The organism is Nostocoides australiense Ben110, assembly GCF_001050535.1.
GTDB classification, from domain to species: Bacteria; Actinomycetota; Actinomycetes; order Actinomycetales; family Dermatophilaceae; genus Nostocoides_A; species Nostocoides_A australiense.
Window position 1 is genome coordinate 4,170,290 of the sequence record NZ_HG764815.1, and the last position, 19,164, is coordinate 4,189,453.

At 67.6% G+C, this 19,164-nt stretch carries 21 protein-coding genes and 1 pseudogene; 11 read left to right on the forward strand and 11 right to left on the reverse strand.

From position 1 onward, the window contains the following. The first annotated feature begins 43 nt into the window (after positions 1–43). From BN11_RS20615 to BN11_RS20625, 3 genes are read left to right on the forward strand one after another with little or no spacing between them, the layout of a single operon-like run. The gene (locus BN11_RS20615; RefSeq protein ID WP_048700319.1) at positions 44–994 is read left to right on the forward strand and encodes a VOC family protein; all 951 of its coding nucleotides are present in this window, start codon (positions 44–46) and stop codon (positions 992–994) included. After that, positions 994–1,800, forward strand: coding sequence for an SDR family NAD(P)-dependent oxidoreductase (locus tag BN11_RS20620; RefSeq protein ID WP_048700322.1), 807 nt, complete (start codon positions 994–996; stop codon positions 1,798–1,800). Before BN11_RS20615 ends, BN11_RS20620 begins: the two co-directional genes overlap by 1 nt. After that, positions 1,797–2,753 (forward strand): fumarylacetoacetate hydrolase family protein, encoded by a 957-nt coding sequence (locus BN11_RS20625; protein ID WP_048700324.1) that lies wholly within the window; start codon positions 1,797–1,799, stop codon positions 2,751–2,753. Before BN11_RS20620 ends, BN11_RS20625 begins: the two co-directional genes overlap by 4 nt. 17 nt (positions 2,754–2,770) lie before the next feature. Here BN11_RS20625 and BN11_RS20630 read toward each other — a convergent pair whose 3' ends face one another. After that, positions 2,771–3,439, reverse strand: a complete 669-nt coding sequence (locus BN11_RS20630; RefSeq protein ID WP_048700327.1) for a GNAT family N-acetyltransferase — start codon at positions 3,437–3,439, stop codon at positions 2,771–2,773. Between the two features lie 95 nt (positions 3,440–3,534). Between BN11_RS20630 and BN11_RS20635 the strand changes: the two genes are divergently transcribed. The 4 genes and pseudogenes from BN11_RS20635 (at position 3,535) to BN11_RS20645 (ending at position 6,443) form a co-directional block, all read left to right on the forward strand. After that, complete coding sequence (locus tag BN11_RS20635) at positions 3,535–3,780, forward strand: ribbon-helix-helix protein, CopG family (RefSeq protein ID WP_235435572.1); 246 nt, start codon at positions 3,535–3,537, stop codon at positions 3,778–3,780. After that, on the forward strand, positions 3,777–4,169 hold the full coding sequence (locus BN11_RS20640; RefSeq protein WP_048700332.1) for a type II toxin-antitoxin system death-on-curing family toxin: 393 nt from the start codon (positions 3,777–3,779) through the stop codon (positions 4,167–4,169). The genes BN11_RS20635 and BN11_RS20640 overlap by 4 nt, the downstream gene beginning before the upstream one ends. Before the next feature lie 8 nt (positions 4,170–4,177). Beyond that, positions 4,178–5,149, forward strand: a pseudogene (locus BN11_RS22225) (zinc-dependent alcohol dehydrogenase family protein); the annotation flags it as partial. 139 nt (positions 5,150–5,288) lie between these two features. Then, complete coding sequence (locus tag BN11_RS20645; protein ID WP_048700334.1) at positions 5,289–6,443, forward strand: alpha/beta hydrolase family protein; 1,155 nt, start codon at positions 5,289–5,291, stop codon at positions 6,441–6,443. A 90-nt stretch (positions 6,444–6,533) separates the two neighbouring features. Here BN11_RS20645 and BN11_RS20650 read toward each other — a convergent pair whose 3' ends face one another. Beyond that, positions 6,534–6,941 carry an NUDIX domain-containing protein gene (locus tag BN11_RS20650; RefSeq protein WP_048700337.1) on the reverse strand — a complete coding sequence of 136 codons (408 nt, stop codon included), beginning with the start codon at positions 6,939–6,941 and terminating at the stop codon, positions 6,534–6,536. Between the two features lie 109 nt (positions 6,942–7,050). Between BN11_RS20650 and BN11_RS20655 the strand changes: the two genes are divergently transcribed. From BN11_RS20655 to BN11_RS20665, 3 genes are all read left to right on the forward strand, one after another. After that, a complete protein-coding gene (locus tag BN11_RS20655; protein WP_048700339.1) occupies positions 7,051–7,674 on the forward strand; it encodes an MBL fold metallo-hydrolase in 624 nt (207 codons plus the stop codon). 91 nt (positions 7,675–7,765) lie between these two features. After that, entirely contained in the window at positions 7,766–9,331 is a 1,566-nt protein-coding gene (locus BN11_RS20660; protein WP_162213307.1) for a family 1 glycosylhydrolase, read from the forward strand. A gap of 56 nt (positions 9,332–9,387) precedes the next feature. Beyond that, entirely contained in the window at positions 9,388–9,927 is a 540-nt protein-coding gene (locus BN11_RS20665) for a cupin domain-containing protein (protein ID WP_048700341.1), read from the forward strand. A gap of 54 nt (positions 9,928–9,981) precedes the next feature. On the opposite strand, the gene BN11_RS20670 is transcribed toward BN11_RS20665, so the two are convergent. From BN11_RS20670 to ligK, 5 genes are read right to left on the reverse strand one after another with little or no spacing between them, the layout of a single operon-like run. Continuing rightward, positions 9,982–10,995, reverse strand: a complete 1,014-nt coding sequence (locus tag BN11_RS20670) for an aldo/keto reductase (protein WP_048700343.1) — start codon at positions 10,993–10,995, stop codon at positions 9,982–9,984. Next, positions 10,995–11,972 carry a Gfo/Idh/MocA family oxidoreductase gene (locus BN11_RS20675; protein WP_048700344.1) on the reverse strand — a complete coding sequence of 326 codons (978 nt, stop codon included), beginning with the start codon at positions 11,970–11,972 and terminating at the stop codon, positions 10,995–10,997. Before BN11_RS20675 ends, BN11_RS20670 begins: the two co-directional genes overlap by 1 nt. Before the next feature lies 1 nt (position 11,973). After that, positions 11,974–13,344, reverse strand: a complete 1,371-nt coding sequence (ligA, locus tag BN11_RS20680; protein WP_048700345.1) for a protocatechuate 4,5-dioxygenase subunit alpha — start codon at positions 13,342–13,344, stop codon at positions 11,974–11,976. 3 nt (positions 13,345–13,347) lie between these two features. Further along, complete coding sequence (locus BN11_RS20685) at positions 13,348–14,280, reverse strand: amidohydrolase family protein (RefSeq protein ID WP_327152890.1); 933 nt, start codon at positions 14,278–14,280, stop codon at positions 13,348–13,350. Then, a complete protein-coding gene (ligK, locus tag BN11_RS20690) occupies positions 14,277–14,975 on the reverse strand; it encodes a 4-carboxy-4-hydroxy-2-oxoadipate aldolase/oxaloacetate decarboxylase (RefSeq protein WP_048700348.1) in 699 nt (232 codons plus the stop codon). Before ligK ends, BN11_RS20685 begins: the two co-directional genes overlap by 4 nt. Positions 14,976–15,184: 209 nt before the next feature. On the opposite strand from ligK, the gene BN11_RS20695 reads away from it, so the two are divergent. After that, on the forward strand, positions 15,185–15,637 hold the full coding sequence (locus BN11_RS20695; RefSeq protein WP_048700349.1) for a DUF6578 domain-containing protein: 453 nt from the start codon (positions 15,185–15,187) through the stop codon (positions 15,635–15,637). A 12-nt stretch (positions 15,638–15,649) separates the two neighbouring features. Here BN11_RS20695 and BN11_RS20700 read toward each other — a convergent pair whose 3' ends face one another. From BN11_RS20700 to BN11_RS24495, 4 genes are all read right to left on the reverse strand, one after another. Then, complete coding sequence (locus BN11_RS20700) at positions 15,650–16,678, reverse strand: amidohydrolase family protein (RefSeq protein ID WP_048700350.1); 1,029 nt, start codon at positions 16,676–16,678, stop codon at positions 15,650–15,652. A 48-nt stretch (positions 16,679–16,726) separates the two neighbouring features. After that, a complete protein-coding gene (locus BN11_RS20705) occupies positions 16,727–17,338 on the reverse strand; it encodes a GNAT family N-acetyltransferase (protein ID WP_083433927.1) in 612 nt (203 codons plus the stop codon). A 41-nt stretch (positions 17,339–17,379) separates the two neighbouring features. Next, positions 17,380–18,141, reverse strand: a complete 762-nt coding sequence (locus BN11_RS20710; RefSeq protein ID WP_235435573.1) for a helical backbone metal receptor — start codon at positions 18,139–18,141, stop codon at positions 17,380–17,382. Positions 18,142–18,420: 279 nt separating this feature from the next. Beyond that, the coding region (locus BN11_RS24495) for a WD40 repeat domain-containing protein (protein ID WP_048700352.1) at positions 18,421–19,164 on the reverse strand (744 nt) is incomplete at its 5' end.

A 19,164-nucleotide genomic window follows, 5' to 3' on the forward strand; every position in this document is an offset into this window, starting at 1 on the left:
CGAGACCATCCCTGAAGCAGGCACGCGGAGCGAGGAAGCGACCATGTCCAGCCACTTGAACGAGCACGGAATCACCCATCTGCGGCACGTGGACCTGGCGGTGCCGGACTACGAGACCCAGCGCACCTTCTACAAGGACACCTGGGGGCTGACGGAGGTCGGCACCGATGGCAACCTCTCCTACCTCGCCGCCGAGGGTTCGCCCGAGCAGTATGTGGTGCGCCTCCGCCGGGACGCCGAGAAGCGCCTCGACCTGATCTCCTTCGGCGCCGAGAGCCGTGCGGCGGTCGACGCGCTGGCGGCGCATCTCGGGAGCCAGGGGGTGCAGCTGATCGGGGAGCCCGGCGACCTGCAGACGATGGGCGGCGGCTACGGCATTCGCTTCTTCGACATCGATGGCCGCACGATCGAGGTCTCCGCCGATGTGGCGACCCGCGAGCACCGGAAAATCGAAGAGGGAGAAGCAATTCCGGTTCGCATCTCGCACGCCGTCATGAACTCCAATAACCTCGCGGCCACCAAGGAGTTCTACACCGACGTCCTCGGATTCAAGCTCTCCGACAGCCTGTGGAGCGCGCACATGGGCGACATGATGCATTTCCTTCGCGTCAACGACTGGCACCACAGCCTGGCGATCGCCACCGGCCCGCATCCGTCGGTGCACCACGTCTCCTTCGAGATGCGCGGCCTCGACGAATACATGCGCGGCACCGGACGGGTGATGCGCGCCGGCATCAAGAAGGTCTGGGGCCCCGGTCGTCACCTCGCCGGCAACAACACCTTCTCCTACTTCATCGACCCCAGCGGCAACACCATGGAATACACCACAGAGCTCGAAAAGATCGACGAGGACCAGTGGCATCCGAGTGTCTATGACATCGCCGACCCGATGACCCAGGACCAGTGGGGCACGGCCGACCCGATGAGCGAGATCATCGCCAAGGAATCCTTCAACGACCCCGACCGCGGCCTCTTCGTCGCGCCGCCGGTCTGATGACGACCGGCGGGCGCTGCGCCGGCAAGATCGTCGTCGTCACCGGCGGCGCGCGCGGGCAGGGTGCCGCCGAAGTGGAAGACCTTGCCCGAGAAGGTGCTTCGGTGTATGCCGTCGACCTCCTCGACGAGGAGGGTCGCGCGCTCGCGGATCGGCTGACCGAAGAGGGGTATGACGTCGCCTACGGCCACCTGGACGTCACCGATCCAGCCGATTGGGAGGCGTTGGCGGCCGAGCTGTCGGCGCGTCATGGGCGAGTCGATGCGTTGATCAACAACGCCGGCGTGGCTTCGCGTGGACGCTTGCCGTATGTCGATCTGGACGTGTGGCACCGCACCTTCGAGATCAATGTCACCGGGCCGTTGCTCGGGATCCAGGCACTCGTGTCGTTGATGACGCAGGGCGGGTCGATCGTCAACATCTGCTCGGTCGCCGCGATCTCCGGACATGTGGCCGCGCCCTACACGGCCTCGAAATGGGCCCTGCGCGGGCTCACGCGCACCGCGTCGTTAGAGTTAGGCCCCAAGGGAATCCGCGTCAACGCAGTCATGCCCGGTCTCATCGAGACGCCACTGATGGAAAGCGCCTCGCCGGAATTCCGTGGCGCGGCCCTACGGGAGATTCCGCTCGGACGCACCGGTGAGGTCGGCGACATTGCCCCGCTCATCGTGCATCTCGTCTCCGACGAATCGCGCTACACCACAGGCGCCGAGATCGTCGTCGACGGCGGTATGTCCGCACACGTCTCGCACAAGGGGGTCGCCGACGCCATCGCGCCCGCTGCCCCGCCCGAGGCGGCATCGTGAAGTTCGGAACCGTTCGGTTCGCCGATGGCGTGCAGGGTGGCGTCGTCGTCGGTGCCGACGGACAATCCGTTCACCCGCTGGGTCGCGATCTGGAGTCAGTCATCCTCGCAGCGGATACGCTCGAGGCCGTGCTGCGCGTCGGCGCGGCCGCGAGCGAGCGCCCGGCCACTCCACTGTCCGACGTGACGGTGCGAAAACCGTTCACCCCTGCGGCGATTCGCGACTTCGTTGCCTTCGAAGAACACGTGGTGGGCGTCCGCAAGAGCGTCGACGGCAGCAGCGGAGTCCCCGAGCAGTGGTATGCCGCACCCACGTTCTACTTCACCAACCCGCACGCCATCTATGGCCCGGACGAGCCCATCGCCCGGCCGGATCTGTGCCGGGCCCTCGACTTCGAGTTGGAGGTCGCGGCCGTCATCGGACGGCAGTGCCGTTCGGTCGATGAGGCACAGGCGCGCGACGCGATCATCGGCTACACGATCTTCAACGACTGGTCGGCGCGCGACCTCCAATCCGCCGAGATGAAGGTCGGACTCGGCCCCGCCAAGGGCAAGGATTTCGCGAGCTCTCTCGGCCCCTGGCTGGTGACCGCCGACGAACTCGAGAACCACCGCGACGCCGACGGATTCCTCGAACTCGACTGCAGTGTCAGCGTCAATGGTGTTGAGGTGGGCCACGATTCACTCGCCAGCATGGGGTGGACCTTCGAGACGATGGTCGCCTACGCCTCGCGCGACTCGATCGTCAAACCGCTCGACATCCTCGCCTCTGGCACCACCGGTGGCGGCGGCTGCCTAGCGGAACTCTGGGGCCGGGGCGGCTCGCAGCACCCGCCATCGCTGCAACCCGGCGACCTTGTGACCATCACCGTCGACGGGCTGGGCACGCTGTCCACCCCGATCGTCGCGGGCACTCCCACTCCCGAACTGACACCCTTCCGCCGGCGTTCCTGACGCCCAGCGGGGCTTGATCACGCCGTCGGGGGCAGCCCGTGGTGCTGTGCGTCCAGTCGCGGATGTGCCGGGGAGGGTATGCCGGGACGCCGGTGCAGGCAGGTGCTCTCGGCCGCCGAGTCCTCCTCGTGGCCAGCGAGTTTCACCTCGACGTCGACCACGCCTTCGGAGCTTTGGAACACCTGCATACTGCCGAGCTTGCCGAGGATGGCCAGCGGGGCCAGGTTTCCGTGGGCGACCTCGGTCAGGATGCGGGTCACGCCCTTGGGCGCGCGCGCCACAAGGGACCGGGCAAGCGCCGTGGCGATGCCGCGGCCCTGGTACTCGTCCTTGACGGTGAAAGCCATGTCCGCCGCGCCGGGATGGTCCGGATAACGCACCAGCCGGCCGACGCCCGCCGGGACCAGGCCAGCCTGGGTCTCGAGGAAGGCGACGAGCGCGACGTGGTCCACGCCGTCGACCTCGTCGACAAGCTGGTCCAGCATCGACGGAGTCAACTCGGGCACCGCGGCGAGGAATCGGTTCCACTTCGATTCTGGAGACAAGGTCGCGTACTCGCGCGACAACAGGTCGCGATCGTCCGGTAACAGCGGCCCGATCCACACACGCCCGCCGGGGCGCAGCGCAATCGGGACGCACAGGCGATGGACCCGCTCGGCGTAGCGGTCCTCGTCCGCAGTAGTCATGGATTGAGCTCGATTCCCCTCGGTTAGGCGCATTTCAGCGTCCACGTGCTTTCTACGGTAAGCACATAGAGCAAGCGAGCAAGCGGAGGAAAGGTGTGGTCTCCGTCTCGGCGGCGCGTGGTACCAGGGCGGTACCATCAGGCGTGGCCATGAATCTACGGCTCACCGCCGACGAGACCGACGCGCTCCGCCGACGCGCCGAGACCGAGGGCCGGTCGATGAATGACGTCGCTCGACAAGCGATCGCGGAGTATGTCAGCGACCGACGAAGCCGACTGACGGCGGCGATCGGACGGGTCGTCCAGGAAGACGCCGAACTCCTGGATCGGTTATCGAAGTGACGGACAATCTCACCCTCGAGGATGTGCTCGAGATTGCCGAGGGTGTCGTCGGCGAGGTCGCCGTGCGCGACATCGGGCTACTCGAATCCGCGTGTCATCGTCCCCGCGCGACCGCTTTCGGAGCCGACGCCTATCCAACCCTCTGCGAGAAAGCAGCTGCCCTCCTGCATTCCCTCGCCCCGAATCACCCGTTGACTGAAGGCAACACGCGTCTCGCGTGGGCAGGCGCTCGGGTCTTCCTCTTGTTGAATTCGTGCGACGTCGGCTACGCATCCGTGGACGAGGTCGAGGGCTTCGTGCTCGCGGTGGCCAGAGGCGAACTCGAGGTCCCCGAGATCGCCGCCTGGATCGAACACCATCTGACGCTGGACGAGAGCGGGCAGCAATGACGAAACAGATGCGGGCGTGGTCGGTCGGAGCGCCCGGCCCGATCGCCGAGCGTCCGCTGGTCGAGACGACGCTGCCCGTTCCCCAGCCGGGGCCCGGAGAGGTCCTGGTAGCCGTATCCGTCTGTGGGGTGTGCCGGACGGATCTGCATGTTGCAGAAGGAGATCTGGCGGTGCATCGGGCCAGCGTCGTGCCTGGGCACGAAGTCGTCGGCCAGGTGGTCGCTCGGGGCGCCGGAGCGAGTCGATTCGCCGAGGGTGAGCGGATCGGGATCGCCTGGCTGCGGTCCACATGCGGCAGTTGTCAGGCGTGCCGAGCCGGGCGGGAGAATCTGTGTCCGCATTCGCAGTACACCGGCTGGGACGCCGACGGCGGGTATGCCGAGTACACCGTTGTACCGCAATCGTTCGCCTATCGCATCCCCGAGGGGTATGACGACGAGGCGGCCGCACCGCTCCTGTGCGCCGGCATCATCGGGTATCGCGCCTTACGGCGGGCGGCGGTGCCGCCCGGCGGCCGGCTCGGCATCTATGGGTTCGGGGGGAGCGCCCACATCACCGCACAGATCGCGATCGCCCAGGGAGTCGAGGTCCACGTGCTCACCCGCGGCGAGTCGGCCCGGCAGCTGGCCCTCAAGCTGGGAGCGGCGTCGGCGGGAGCGGCATACGACGCACCGCCGGTGCCGCTCGACTCGGCGATCCTCTTCGCGCCCGTAGGGGATCTTGTGCCGGTCGCCCTGGCGGGGCTAGCCGACGGGGGCACCCTGGCGGTGGCGGGCATTCATCTCTCCGACGTGCCCGCCCTGAACTACCAGCAGCATCTCTTCCGCGAGCGCACACTCACGAGCGTGACCAGCAACACCCGGCGCGACGGCGAGGAACTCCTCACGCTCGCAGCCCGGCTCGGCGTGCGGCCCACGACCACGGCATACCCGCTGGCGCGCGCGGACGCGGCCCTGAGCGACCTGGCCTGCGGGCGGGTCACGGGCGCGGCGGGTGCTGCATACCGGCTGAGGCTCCCCGGTGTTGCGCGATACCTCGCATCACTGGTGCCTGCTTCCGCCCGGCGAGGCACCGGGGCACAGTGTGAAGTGAATCGTCCGCGAGTGCAGGAGAGCAGCGTTGTTCGAATACTTCACCGGCCCCAAGTACATCTGGAACATGGGCGTCAGCGCGACCCTGAACTCCGGTGGTCAGATCTTCGAGGTCGACAAGGCGTCGCGGCCGGCGAGGGAGGCGGCGGACGTCGATTCGGGCGCCCCGCTGTTCCTCCAGGGCTGGAAAGCCGTGGCGGACGATCTGGCCGAGCAGGCCAAGGAGGCCGAAGCGGCCGGGCACCTGCGCACCGCCGGGCAGAAGTGGTTCCGCTCGGGCGTCTATGTGTGCCAGGCCGAGCGGATGCTCAGCGAGTCCATGCCCGAACGGCGCGCCTTCTATCAGCAGGCGCTCGATGCGATGCAGAAGACTTTCGACCTGATCGATCCCAATACGAGCCGAGTCGAGGTGCCCTTCGAAGGCGACTCTCTGCCAGCGTATTTCACGAAGGCCGTCGGGACCGACGGCCTGGCGCCGACGGTGGTCATGTGGAACGGCTTGGACTCCACGAAGGAGCACATGTACACCTCCGGGTGGCCGTCAGAGATGTCGCAGCGTGGTTACAACGTGCTGCAGGTCGACTGTCCCGGCTCCGGCGAGGCGCTGCGCTTCCGGGGCCTGAAGGCCCGCATCAGCACCGAGGACTGGGCCAAGGCCTGCGTGGACTATCTCGAGGGCCGCGACGATGTCGACACCGGCCGGATCGGCTTGGTCGGCTGGTCACTCGGCGGCTACTACGTCCCGCGTGCCGCGGCCTTCGAGAAGCGCCTGGCGTATGCCGTCGCCTGGGGCGCCAACCACAACTGGGGCGAGGTGCAGCGCGGCCGTCTCGAGCGCGAGGGCGAGAACCCGGTGCCCCACTACTGGGAGCACGTGCTGTGGGTGTGGGGCTTCGAGGGCAAGACGCCGCAGGAGTTCGTCGAGTTCGCCGACGACGTCCACCTCAATGGCATCGTCGAGAAGATCACCTGCCCCTTCCTGATCGCCCACGGCGAGGGTGACCGGCAGATCAACGTCAAGTACGCCCACCAGTCATACGACCAGGCCGTCAACTCACCCAAGCGCACCCTGCGCCTCTTCACGGCCGAAGAGGGCGCGACAGAGCACATCGGCCTCGATCACCTCTCCCACGTCGGCAACTACATCTCGGATTGGATCGACGACACCCTCGCCGGCACGTAGCCACGCTTCGCTCGAGGGAACTTTGCGACAAGGAGTTCCGGAACCGTGTCGCGCTCCGTCGGTTGACAGTTGTCGTCTGCGACGTCTGACTCACTGTGGCGCAGCGAAACTCACTGCACGCAGGATGCTCGGCAGACTAGCCGGGTCGGCAAGCGTGAGTCCGGCAAGCTCGTCGGGATGGAACCACCGCAGGTCATCGTGCTCCTCGGGTTCGACGTTGAGAGGCTCGCCGTCCCATCGCGTGACCAGAAAGGCATGCATGTCGAGGGTGGGGTCGTCGAAGGTCATCGGGATGGGCACGGGGTCGTGGACCTCGATGGCGAGTTCCTCACGGCACTCGCGAATGACGGCCTGTCGAGGTGTTTCTCCCGGCTCGACGTGCCCGCCGACGAGGTCCCAGCAGTCGGGATACCAGCGCCGCGCGGGGTGCCGGTGCGCCATGAGGACCAGCCCGTCGCGCACCAGGAGCGCAGTGGCGATGGCAGTCCGGGCGGGCACGGGGACAGGATAGGTGCGGTTTTGGCCGAGGCCGGTATGGCTGTGTCGTACGCGAGAGACGGCGCGGCGCGGTCGTATCTAAACTCATGGTGTGGCAACGACGTAGACCCTGCCTGGGTCGTGTGGTGCGTGGCCGGAGGCGGGCAGGGCCTGCAGCGGCTTCCTGCTCGATGCCGACGGATTCCGCGTTGTCATCGACCTCGGCTATGGCACTGCCTGTCGGCTCTTTCACGCGCTGGGCTCGACGTCCGGCGACGGGTTGGATGCTGTCGTCATCACGCACAGACATCCCGACCACATGGTGGATCTGCATGCCTTGTTTCGTGCCCGGTGGTTCGCTTCTCGGAACTCCCCGCCGTTGCCGGTCTATGCAGCCGTCGGGGTGCGCGAGCGGCTGGTGTCGATGGACGAGCCTGACGACGGCGCCGATGTGGACCGCATCTTCGCGTTCAACCCACTGCCGGGCAACTACACGGTCGGCCCCTTGACCCTCTCTGCGCTCGATTTGCCGGACCAGGTGCCGAATTCAGGTGTGCGCATCGCCTTCCGCGATCTCACCATCGCCTACACCGGCGATGCCGGCCCGTCGGAGGCACTGGCGGAGTTGGCAGCAGGGGTCGACCTCCTGCTGGCCGAGGCGAGCGACCGCGAGGCAACACGCGCCGCCGCCGCCGCGCTCTTCGCCGGACCCATTGCGCTCGCCGAGGAGGGCATGGTCATCTCGCTTGGCTAGCCAATCTCCCGAATACATGCATGCCTCTGATCGCGAACGGCGATAACCGTTTCCGTTGACCCGCGATCGTTCATTCGGCTGAATTGTCGGCATGCGGACTTTCCCTGACGGCTTCCTCTTCGGTGTCTCAACGGCAGGCCATCAGATCGAGGGCAACAACACCACGAGCGACACGTGGTTCCTCGAGCAGCAACAGCCGAGCGTCTTCACCAAGCCGAGCGGGCCGGCCTGCAACAGCTTCGAGCTGTGGGAGAGCGATCTGGACCTGGTTGCCTCGTTCGGCCTGAACGCCTATCGATTCTCCGTCGAGTGGGCCCGTGTCGAGCCGGAGGAGGGGCGTTTCGACGACGCGGCAATCGACCACTACGAAGCGATCGTCGACGGGTGCCTAGCCCGCGGGTTGAAGCCCGTCGTCACGCTCAACCACTTCACCTCACCGCACTGGTTCGCCTGCCGAGCCGGCTGGCTCGATCCCGAGGCGCCCGAGCTGTTCGCCCGCTACGTCGCCAAGGTGATCGACCGCTTTGGTGACCGGCTCGCCTTCGTCATCACCTTCAACGAGCCCGACCTGCCGGCGATGCTGCAGTGGGCCAACCTGCCGCCGGTCGTCGCCGAGTTGGAACGAGCCACCCTGGACGCGGCGTCGGCGTCCGCCGGCGTCCAACGCTATCGCGCGGCGAATGTCGTTCTCCCCGAGGACATGGACGCGATCGCGGACGGTATGACGGCCGGTCACCGCGCCGCGAAGGCGATCGTCAAAGACCGCTACCCCGAACTGCCCGTAGGGTTTTCGCTCGCGATGGTGGACGACGTCGTCGTCGGCGACGACCCGAGCGTGCGCGATCGGAAACGCGCCGAAGTCTATGGCCGCTGGCTCAAGCTGGCTCGCGAGGACGACTTCCTCGGAGTCCAGAACTACGAGCGACTGACGTATGACGGCAATGGGCTGGTCCTGCCTGAGGGAGCTGCGTCCGGTGCGTTGTACGGCGGCAGCGAGCCCCGGTCTCTCGCGGAGTGCGTGAAGTACGCGAACTCCGTTGCGGGAGTGCCTATCCTGGTCACCGAGCACGGAATGGAAGGCCAGGATGACGCCAAGCGGGTCGCGTTCAACGAGGACTCCCTTCTGCATCTGCTCGACGTGATCGACTCGGGCGTTGCGGTTCTCGGCTACTTGCACTGGACCCTCCTCGACAACTTCGAGTGGATCTTCGGGTACGAGAAGACGCTCGGGCTGGTCGCCGTTGACCGGGAGACGTTCGCGCGGACGCCCAAGCCGAGCGCGGCCGCGCTTGCCGCGATCGCGACCGGTCGCGGCGTCCCCGATCCCGTCACCTCCGAGGCCCTCGTCGCGACCGATCGACCCGGTCGCTACGGCAAGCAACTCGCGTCCCACTTGAGCAAACGCGTTGCGTCGCAATGGGATGACGAGACCGGAACGGGTTCGCTCGTCTTCGGCCACGGTGGCCGGGCCGACCTGGCCGCGGTCGACGGCGGCTTGCGCTTCGAGCTCGTCGCGCGGCCGGCCAGCGTGGCCCGGCTCGAGGATGTCATCGGCCGCCACCTCGTGCGTTTCGGCGCGCGCGACGAACTCGCCGTCGCCTGGACCCGATCCGACGGCACTGCGGGCACCACCCAACGCAACTCCGAAGACGACTGAGCCGCGCCGGCATACGGAACCAATCCGCATACGACCAAGGAAGCGAAGGAACCACCATGGCTGCTGGAGATCGCCCCCGCCGGGTCGTCACCGGGCATACCCCCGACGGCGTGTCGGTCGTCGTGTCCGACGGCCCGGTGCCGGTCAGCCGCGCGCTGCCCGACGACGGCGTCTTCTTCCACGAGATCTGGAACACTCAGGACGCGCCGGCGCCGGTGCGGGCCGTCGAGCCGGTCGAACCGACCGAGGCCGACCTCACCGTCCCGCCGCCGCCGCGCGGCACGAAGATCCGGATCAACGAGTTCCTCCCCGGCCACCTCGACGAGCGAGGCCTGCAGTCTCCGGTGCACCGGACCCAGTCGATCGACTACGGCATCGTTCTCGAAGGCGAGATCACCCTGATCCTCGACGACTCGGAAGTGACGCTGAGCGCCGGCGATATCGTCGTCCAGCGCGGCACGGACCACGCCTGGGCCAACCGATCGGACGGCATCACCAAGGTCGCCTTCATCCTCGTCGACGGTCAGTTCGATCCCGTTCTCGCCGAGTCCATCGGTGGCCTGGACGGTCTCATGCACGGCGGCCCCCGCGATTAGGTAAGACACCTCGGCGGTCATACCCGCCCAACCGTCTTACCTACCGGTGGGTACTCAGCCGGCCTCGAGGAAGGCCTCCGTGTCGATGTCGCCTGCGGCCGCAGGCGCGTAACGGTTGCCCACGACCGTGCGGTCGTTGAGCAATTTTCCTGCGCGCGCAAGGGTTGCGTCGGAGACCTCGACCTCCGCGGCGGCGAGGTTCTCGTGCAGATGCTCGACCGAGCGCGTGCCGGGGATGGGTATGACGCACTGATCCTGCGCGAGCAACCACGCCAGGGCGAGTTGGGCCAGGGTGCAGCCGGCCGCGTCGGCGAGGTCGGCGAGCTGCGCGCGGATGGCGAGGTTCGCGGCATACGCCTCGCCGTGGAAACGCGGCATCGTATGCCGCAGATCGGCTTTCGGCAGATCGGCGAGGACGGGCGGAGTCGCCGTGAGGACGCCCCGGGCGAGCGGGGAGAAAGACACGAGGGTGATGCCGAGTTCGCGGCATACGTCCAGCGTGCCCAGCTCCGGGTTGCGGGTCCACAGGCTGTATTCGTTCTGAACGGCCGCGATCGGATGCACCTCGTGCGCCCGCCGGACGGTGGCAGCAGACACCTCGGAAAGCCCGATAGCCCGGATCTTCCCGGCGCTCACGAGCTCCGCCAGCGCGCCGACGCTCTCTTCGATCGGCACCTTGGGATCGAGCCGGTGCAGGTAGTAGAGGTCGATGACGTCGGTGCGCAGCCGCGTCAGGGCTTCGTCGCACAGGCGCCGAATCGACTCCGGCGCACCGTCGATGACGCGTTTTCCGTCGCGGCCGTACATGCCGCATTTGCTCGCCAATGTGATGACGGCGCGGCGAGAGCCGAGGGTGGCGCCGAGCAGGTCCTCGTTGGCGCCGAAGCCGTAGAGCGCGGCGGTGTCGAAGTGGTCGACGCCCGCGTCGAGGGCGGCCTCGATCACGGCAGCACCCTGTTCCGGCGAGGGGATCGGGTGATAGACGTGGCTGAGGTTCATGCACCCCAGGCCGATCGGGGCAACCTCGAATGGCCCCAGCCGGCGGCGGGGTGCGTCGGCGAGCGCCATCAGCCGTGGGCCTCCTGCTGCGGGTCGACCTGTTGCTCGAGATCGCCGAGCACCCGGTAGCAGTCGATGACCTGGGCGATCGAGGAATTCGGCTCGCGGCCCTCGCGAATCGCGGCCACGAACTCCCGGTCCTGCAACTCGATACCGTCCATCGACACGTCGACCTTGCTGACGTCGATCGCCTCGTCCTTGCCGTCGGTGAGGTCGTCGTAGCGGGCGATGTAGGTGCCCGTGTCGCCGATGTAGCGGAAGAAGGTGCCGAGCGGGCCGTCGTTGTTGAATGACAACGACAGCGTGCAGATCGCGCCGTTCTCGGCCTTGAGCTGGATGGACATGTCCATGGCGATCCCCAAGTCCGGATGGCTGGGCCCGGCGATGGCGTTGGCTTGCACGATAGGCGAACCCGCCTGGTAGGCAAACAGATCGACCGTATGAGCCGCGTGGTGCCAGAGCAGGTGATCGGTCCAGGACCGCGGCTGGCCGAGGGCGTTGAGGTTCTTGCGCCGGAAGAAGTAGGTCTGCACGTCCATCTGCTGGATGTGGAACTCGCCGGCCGCGATCTTGTTGTGCACCCACTGGTGGCTGGGATTGAACCGGCGCGTGTGGCCGACCATCCCCACGAGTCCGCTCTCCTGCTGGACGCGTAGGCACTCCTCGGCGTCGGGGAGGGAGTCGGCCAGCGGGATCTCGACCTGCACGTGCTTGCCGGCCCGCAGACAGGCCAGGGTCTGCGAGGCGTGCATGGGTGTGGGAGTCGCCAGGATGACCGCGTCGATGTCGTCCATCGCGAGCACGTCGTCGAGGCTCTCGACAGCGCGACCGACACCGTGCTCGGCGGCGAACTCCTGGGCCGACTCCACCGAGCCGCTGATGATGGCAGCCACCTCGACGCCGTCGATCTTCTTCAGGCCGTTGACGTGCTTGGCGCCGAAGGCGCCGCCACCGGCGAGGGCGATCCGCAAGGGTTGGTCGGTCATCTCACTCCTTCGCCGCAGCGGCAGCCGACGGCTTGTTGTTGAGGATCAGGTGTCCCACAGCAGTATTGGACGCAGGCACATGGTAGAAGCGGTGGACGACCTCGATCTCGCCGTCGCCCTCGACGTCGGACATGGCGCCGCGGGCGATGAACCACATCACGAGCTCGATGCCCTCGGAGCCGGCCTCCTCGACATACTCCAGGTGCGGCACGTGCGAGAGACCCTCGGGGTCCTCGATGAGCCGGTCGAGGAAGGCGTTGTCCCACTCGCGGTTGATGAGACCGGCGCGCGGGCCCTGCAGTTGGTGACTCATGCCGCCGGTGCCCCAGATCTGCACCTTGATCGGCTTCTCGTAGGACTCGATGGCCTTGCGCAGCGCCTTGCCGAGCTTGAAACAACGCTCACCGGACGGCACCGGATACTGAACCACGTTGACGTGGAAAGGAATCACCTTCACCGGCCACGTGTCGACCTGGCCGAACATCAGCGACATCGGCACGGTCAGGCCGTGGTCGACCTCCATCTCGTTGACGAGCGTGAGGTCGAAGTCGTCACGGATCAGCGAGTGGGCCACGTGCGCGGCGAAGTCCGGGTCACCCTCGATGCCCGGCACCGGGCGCGGGCCGTAGCCCTCGTCGGCCGCGGGGTAGGCAGCGCCGGTGCCGAGGACGAAGGTCGGGATCAGCGACAGGTCGAACGCGGTTGCGTGGTCGTTGTAGACGAGGAAGACGACGTCCGGGAGGTTGTCCTGCTCCCAGGCCTTGGAGAACTCATAGCCGTCGAAAACGGCCTTCCAGTAAGGCTCTTCGGTCTTGCCGAGGTCGAGTGCGGCGCCGATCGCCGGCACGTGCGAGGTGAACACGGCGCCGGTGATCGTCGCATTGCCCACGCTGTCGTCGGCCGCGGCGTTGGCGCGCACGGCGTCGAGCATCGGGTCCTGCTCCTGGGCAGCCGCAATCTCTGCCTCGGTGCGCTCGACCTCCGGGACGGCGACGTCGGCGATCCGGTTGCCCGCGATGGAGCGCCCACCGCCGACCATCATGTCGCGGTATTCCTGTTCGGTCATGCCGGTCATGGAGCCGGCCATCTGCTGGAACGACAGGCCCAAGGTGGCGCCGAACTTCGCCAGGAAGTAGATATTGCCGCCCTCGCGCATCGCTGCGTTCAGGTCGCGGTCGCGCAGCGCCTGCTTCTGCGCGTCCGTCAGCGGCCACTCGTCCATGTAGGCGTCCTCGTCGGCGAGGAACCGCTCCCGGTTCTCCGCCTTCATCAGCGACATACAGAACTGGTTGAGGTGGTAGCCCTTGGCCGACTGCTCCGAGTCGAAGATCGTCGTGCCTGGGACCTTGCGATACTCCTTGTCCAGAGCCATGGTTCAGCCTTCCTCGGGCCAGTAGAGGCGCATCGGGTTGTCGACGAGGAGCTTGCGCTGGGACTCCTCGGCGGTGGCGATCGAGGGGATCCAATCGACGAGCAGCCCGTCGTCGGGCATGTGGTCTTTCAGATTAGGGTGCGGCCAGTCGGTGCCCCACAACACGCGGTCGGGGAATTCCTCGACGACCCGCTTGGCGAAGGGCACGACGTCACGGTATGCCGCCTGCTCGCCCCCGAGTGCCCGCGGGCCGGTCGTGGTGAGCCGCTCGGGGCAGGTGACCTTGCACCAGATGTCGTCGCGGGCGCGCATCAGGTCGAGGAAGCCGGTGAACTCCGGACCGTCGACGTCCTTGGTGACGTCGGGACGGCCCATGTGGTCGACGACGAGCGGCACGGGCAGGCCGAGGAAGAAGTCGGCGAGTCCGGGCAACTCCTGGGACTCGAAATAGATGACGATGTGCCAGCCGAGCGGGCCGATCTGATCGGCGACCTGCCGCAGCCCGTCCATCGGCAGGACGTCGACCAGTCGCTTGACGAAGTTGAAGCGGACACCGCGGACGCCGGCGTCGTGCAGGCGTTGCAGTTCGTCCTCCGACACCCCGGGGCGCACCGTCGCGACCCCGCGGGCCTTGCCCCCCGACGACTGGACCGCGTCGACCATCGCGCTGTTGTCGGCGCCGTGGCAGGTGGCCTGCACGATGACGTTACGGGCGAAGCCGAGGTGGTCGCGCAGCGCATACAGCTGCTCCTTGGAGGCATCGCACGGGGTGTATTTGCGTTCCGGCGCAAAGGGAAACTCCTCCCCTGGGCCGAACACGTGACAGTGCGCGTCGACGGCGCCCGCCGGCAGCCGGAAGCGGGGAATGGACGGGCCGGCATACCAATCAAGCCAGCCCGGGGTCTTCTCGAACTCGGTCTTCTGGGGCGTGCTCACGCGGGCCATTCCTTGTAAATCAGTCCGGCTTTTTCCAGCGGTTCGCGCATGTTGTAGAGGTCCAACCCGAGCACGCCCTCACGGAACTTCGCCCGCTTGCTCGCCTCCTTGTCCTCGCGCGTCTTGGCGGCCGCGGCGATCTCCGCCGCCCGGTCGCGGGGAACCACGACGACGCCGTCGACGTCGGCGACGACGACGTCGCCGGGGTTGACGATCGCGTTGGCGCAGACGATCGGGATATTGACCGATCCCAGCGTCGCCTTGACCGTGCCCTTGGAATTGATCGCGCGTGAGAAGACGGGGAAGTTCATCTTCTCCAGGTCAGCGACATCGCGCACGCCGCCGTCGATGATCAGGCCGCCGCACTCGCGGGCCCGCAGGCTTGAGGCGAGCAGTTCGCCGAAGAACCCGTCCTCCGATTCCGTCGTGCACGCGGCGACCAGGACGTCGCCAGGGCCGACCTGCTCGGTCGCGACGTGGAACATCCAGTTGTCGCCCGGCTGCAGCAGCACGGTCACCGCAGGCCCACAGATCCGCGCGCCGGGGAAGGCGGGGCGGATATAGGGGCGCATCAGGCCGGTGCGGCCCATTGCCTCGTGGATCGTGGCCACGCCGAAGGCGGACAACGCCTCGACGGCGGCCGCATCGGGACGGGGCGTGCCGGTGTAGACCACACCGAGTTCGTTTGGATTCACCGTTGATTCCTTTCTGGCCGTTGCTTGACCACCTTCTCGGTCCCACGGCACGTGGCGTAACGAGGATTCCGCCAGGCGGAAGCGCTGCCAGACGGCGGCGCGATAGAGGCGAAGGGCGGGGGCACTGTGTGCGCGATGGCCTACCATGTCCGGGTCCGAACTCTCGGACCTGTCGATGGCCCGGCGCCGCCGCTGAAAGGCGCCCCACGATGTGTGAATTCCACTCCGCCACCGTCGTCCACGCCTTCACGGCCGCCTGGGAATACCAGTGCTGTGGTACTCCCGTCAGCGTCGGTGACGAACTCACCCTTTGGCACGTCGCCTGGGATGAGGGCCTTCCCGGCAACGACGCTTACCGCCGGGTGCAACCCCTCGATTGGTATGTCGGGCACCACGTCACCTCTGAAGAGGAAGGGGCTGCTGAGGATCTAGTCCGCGTGCTCGCGCTGTGGGAGGCCCATTCCGACCTCGACTTCCGCGCCGGGGACGACGGCTACTACGCAGCGGCGCGCGACAGCGGCCGGCTCGTGCCGATCACGACGATGGTGCCTTTCGACGCGACGTGGGCCGGTGACGATCCACCGACGCCGCCCGCACGACACACCCCGCGAGAACCCCAAGGCTGGATCATGGAGTTGGAGGTCCTCCGCCGCGACGGATGACCCACCCGGCTTTCAGCGCCCTCGCACCGTCAAGGTGGCGTCGAGGCGGGGATAGGCACGACGCGCGTTCGCCTCATACACGGCGGTGCGCTGCTCATCGGTGAGATTCGGCGTCGCGTCGACGTAGCGCTTGGTGTCGTCGAAGTAGTGCCCGGTGCGCGAGTCGATGCCGCGGACGGCGCCGATCATCTCGCTGGCGAAGAGGATCGACTCGCTCGGGATGACGCTCGTCAGCAGGTCGATGCCGGGCTGGTGATAGACGCAGGTGTCGAAGAAGACGTTGCGCAGCAATGCTTCAGCGTGGTCGGGCTTCTTCATCATGTCGGCAAGGCCGCGGAAGCGGCCCCAGTGGTAGGGCGCGGCGCCGCCGCCATGCGGGATGATCAGCTTCAGGTCGGGGAAGTCGGTGAAGAGGTCGCCCTGGACCAGTTGCATGAAGGCCGTCGTGTCGGCGTTGAGATAGTGCGCGCCGGTGGTGTGGAAGGCGGCGTTGCAGGACGTCGAGACGTGGACCATCGCGGGGACATCGAGCTCGCTGAGCACCTCGTAGATCGGGTACCACTGCGTGTCGGTGATGGGCGGGCTGTCCCAGTGGCCCCCGGAGGGATCGGGGTTGAGATTGACGACGACGGCGCCGAGCTCCTCGACCGCGCGTCGCAGCTCGGGGATCACCGTGGCGGGGTCGACGCCGGGCGACTGCGGCAGCATCGCGCCCATGGCGAAGCGGTCGGGGAAGAGCGTCGCGACGCGATGGCACAGGTCGTTGCAGATCCGGCTCCACGTCTCCGAGACGGCGTAGTCGCCGATGTGGTGGGCCATGAAGCTGGCGCGTGGGCTGAAGACTGTCAGGTCGCTGCCGCGTTCGTCCATCAGCCGCAGCTGGTTGGTCGCGATGCTCTCGCGGATTTTGTCGTCGGAGATGACGAGGTCCTCCGGCCGGGGAGCGTTGGCCCGATCACCGATCGCGGCGATCTGGCGATTGCGCCACTCCTCCAGCTGCGGCGGGGCGGTGGTGTAGTGGCCGTGGGCGTCGATGATCACCGCCTCAGGGTGGCAGCCAGGCCGGTTCGCCGTCAGGAGGTCTTTCCGTCAGGCGGAAGCTCCAGCCTGGCGCGGCTCCTCGGTGGGCGAGGCAGCCGAGCGAGCCTCCATCTCCATCAACAGCGGGTCGCGCAATCCGACCGTGTCGGTCGCCCAGAAGGCCTCGCAATAGACGAGAGACCCGACCATCCACGCCTGCCACGAGGGCAGCAGGGCGACCTGGAAGGCGCGGTCGGGAATCCGCGGCGACGGCCGCGAGAATCCGAACTCGGACGCGCGCCGAAACCCGCGCTCGCCGTAGTAGTCCCAGCCACCTTCGAGGAAGACGGCCGGATCTCCCAACCGCTCCGCTTCGGCAAGGGCGGCCGCGACCAGGGCGGTGCCGATGCCCTGTCCCTGCCGGTCGGGGGCAACGGACAGCGGGCTCAGCACCACCACATCGACCAGGCGCTCGCGGGCGTCGATCCACGACCGATTGAGCTGGACGTGACCGACGATGCGATCGTCCTCGGTGGCGACGAGCGAGGCACGGACGGCATCAGTGCGTTCGAGCATCTCCAACACCCGCGCCACCGGGCCGTCCTCGCCTTCCTCGAAGGCCGAGCGGGTCACGGACGCGATCTGATCGCGATCTGCCGACGTGGCGTGGCGCAGCTGCATACCAGTGACCCTAGCGAGCGGGTTCGCTTGTGCGCCAAGGGTTATCCGGCGTTGCCGAGGAGTTCGTCGGCAGCTTCGAGGAGGGCCGGGCCGTACCACGTGATGAGCCGCCCGGAGATCAGCCGGGTCGGAATGCGGGAGAACGCCTCGGGGCCGTCGTCCTGGCTGAAGACATAGGGCTCGTCGGGCAGCAGCGCGAGATCGGCCAGCCCGGGGTCGTCCATCTTGGCGAGGTCCGTGTGCGGATAGCGGCCGGGGGAGGGCGAGCACACGGCATACCCTGCTCTGGCCAACAGGTCGGCGGTGAAGGTCGGCGTGCCGACGACCATCCACGGGTCCCGCCAGATCGGTACGACGACCCGGGTATGCGGTGCCGGCACCGTCACCGGCCAGCGCGCCTCGGCCTCGGGGAGCCATGGCGGATCTTGTTGCAGCCCAATGACTTCGGTGAACAGCCGGCGCATCGATGCGAAAGCCTCCGGCACCGTCTCGATGCGGGTGACCCACACCGGCACCCCACGCTGGCGCAGCCGCCGGACATCGAGCTCGCGGTTCTCCTCCATGTTCGCGATGACGAGATCCGGGCCGAGTCCGACGATGGCAGTCAGGTCCGGGTTCTTCGTGCCGCGCACCCGGGCCACGCTCAGCCCAGCCGGGTGGGTGCACCAATCCGTCGCGCCCACAAGCCGTTCCGGACAGGTGCAAGCCAGCGCCTCCGTCAGCGACGGCACGAGCGACACGATGCGCCCGAACTCAGCGGGGAGGTTTACCGGGACACCGAGGTCGTCTCCTGCGATCCGCACCCGACCACGGTATGCCGTGCCGCCCTCGCCGGGGCTCCGCGCCGTGCCCGGTTCGCGGTGGCGTCGACACGTAGCGCCCGGTGCGTCGTCAACGGCGCACCCGTCGTCACTACCGGGACGGGCGAGAACGCCGGGACCGGTACGCTCCCCGACCCCGTCGGCTCCGCCCGGGATACTCGCCGTCGATCATCTGCGGCAGCACGTCGATGCTGTCCACCGGGGAGGGGCTGTCTGCGCTGGGGATCGCGCAACGGGCACTCGCACTCCGAGTCGGGCCGGTCAGCGGTGACCGACCTGGATGCCGGTGGCGGGATCCCAGACCCGCACCGTCTCATCGCGGCCGGTGGTGGCCAGCAGGAAAGTGCCGTTCTCGACCGGGATCGCGCAACAACCGGTCACACCATCGGTGTGGCCCCTCATCGGGGGCCCGACGGGTGTCATCGTGGCCGCCATGCGCGCGTCTCCTCGGGAGGCCGACAACAGCTGGGCCACGGACCGGGCGAGACGTGAGTGAGTGCCAGTGGCGGGGTTCCACAGCCGCACCGTCCGATCCCAGCTTGCGGTGACCAGCAGGGTGGTGCCATCGGGACGAGGGAGCGCGCAACACGCGCTCACCGCACTCGTGTGCCCTCTCAGCGGCTCACCTACTTGGGTGCCGGTGGCGGGATCCCATGACCACACCGTCCCGTCAAGTCCGGTGGTGACCAGCAGTGTGGATCCGTCCGAGAGCGGGAGGGCGCAACAAGCGATCAGCCAGCCGGCGTGCCCGAGGGGGTCCCCGATCTGGGTTGCGGTGGTGGGGTCCCACAGGCGCGCGGTCCAGTCATGGCTGGTGGTGGCAAGCAGGGTGCTGCCGTCCGGGAGCGGCAGGGCGCAGCAGGCGGTGACCGCACCGGTGTGGCCGGTCAGGGGCTCCCCGATCTGGGTGCCGGTGGAGGGGTCCCACAGGCGCGCGGTCCGATCATCACCGGTGGTGGCAAGCAGGGTGCTGCCGCCGGGGAGCGGCAGGGCGCAGCAGGCGGT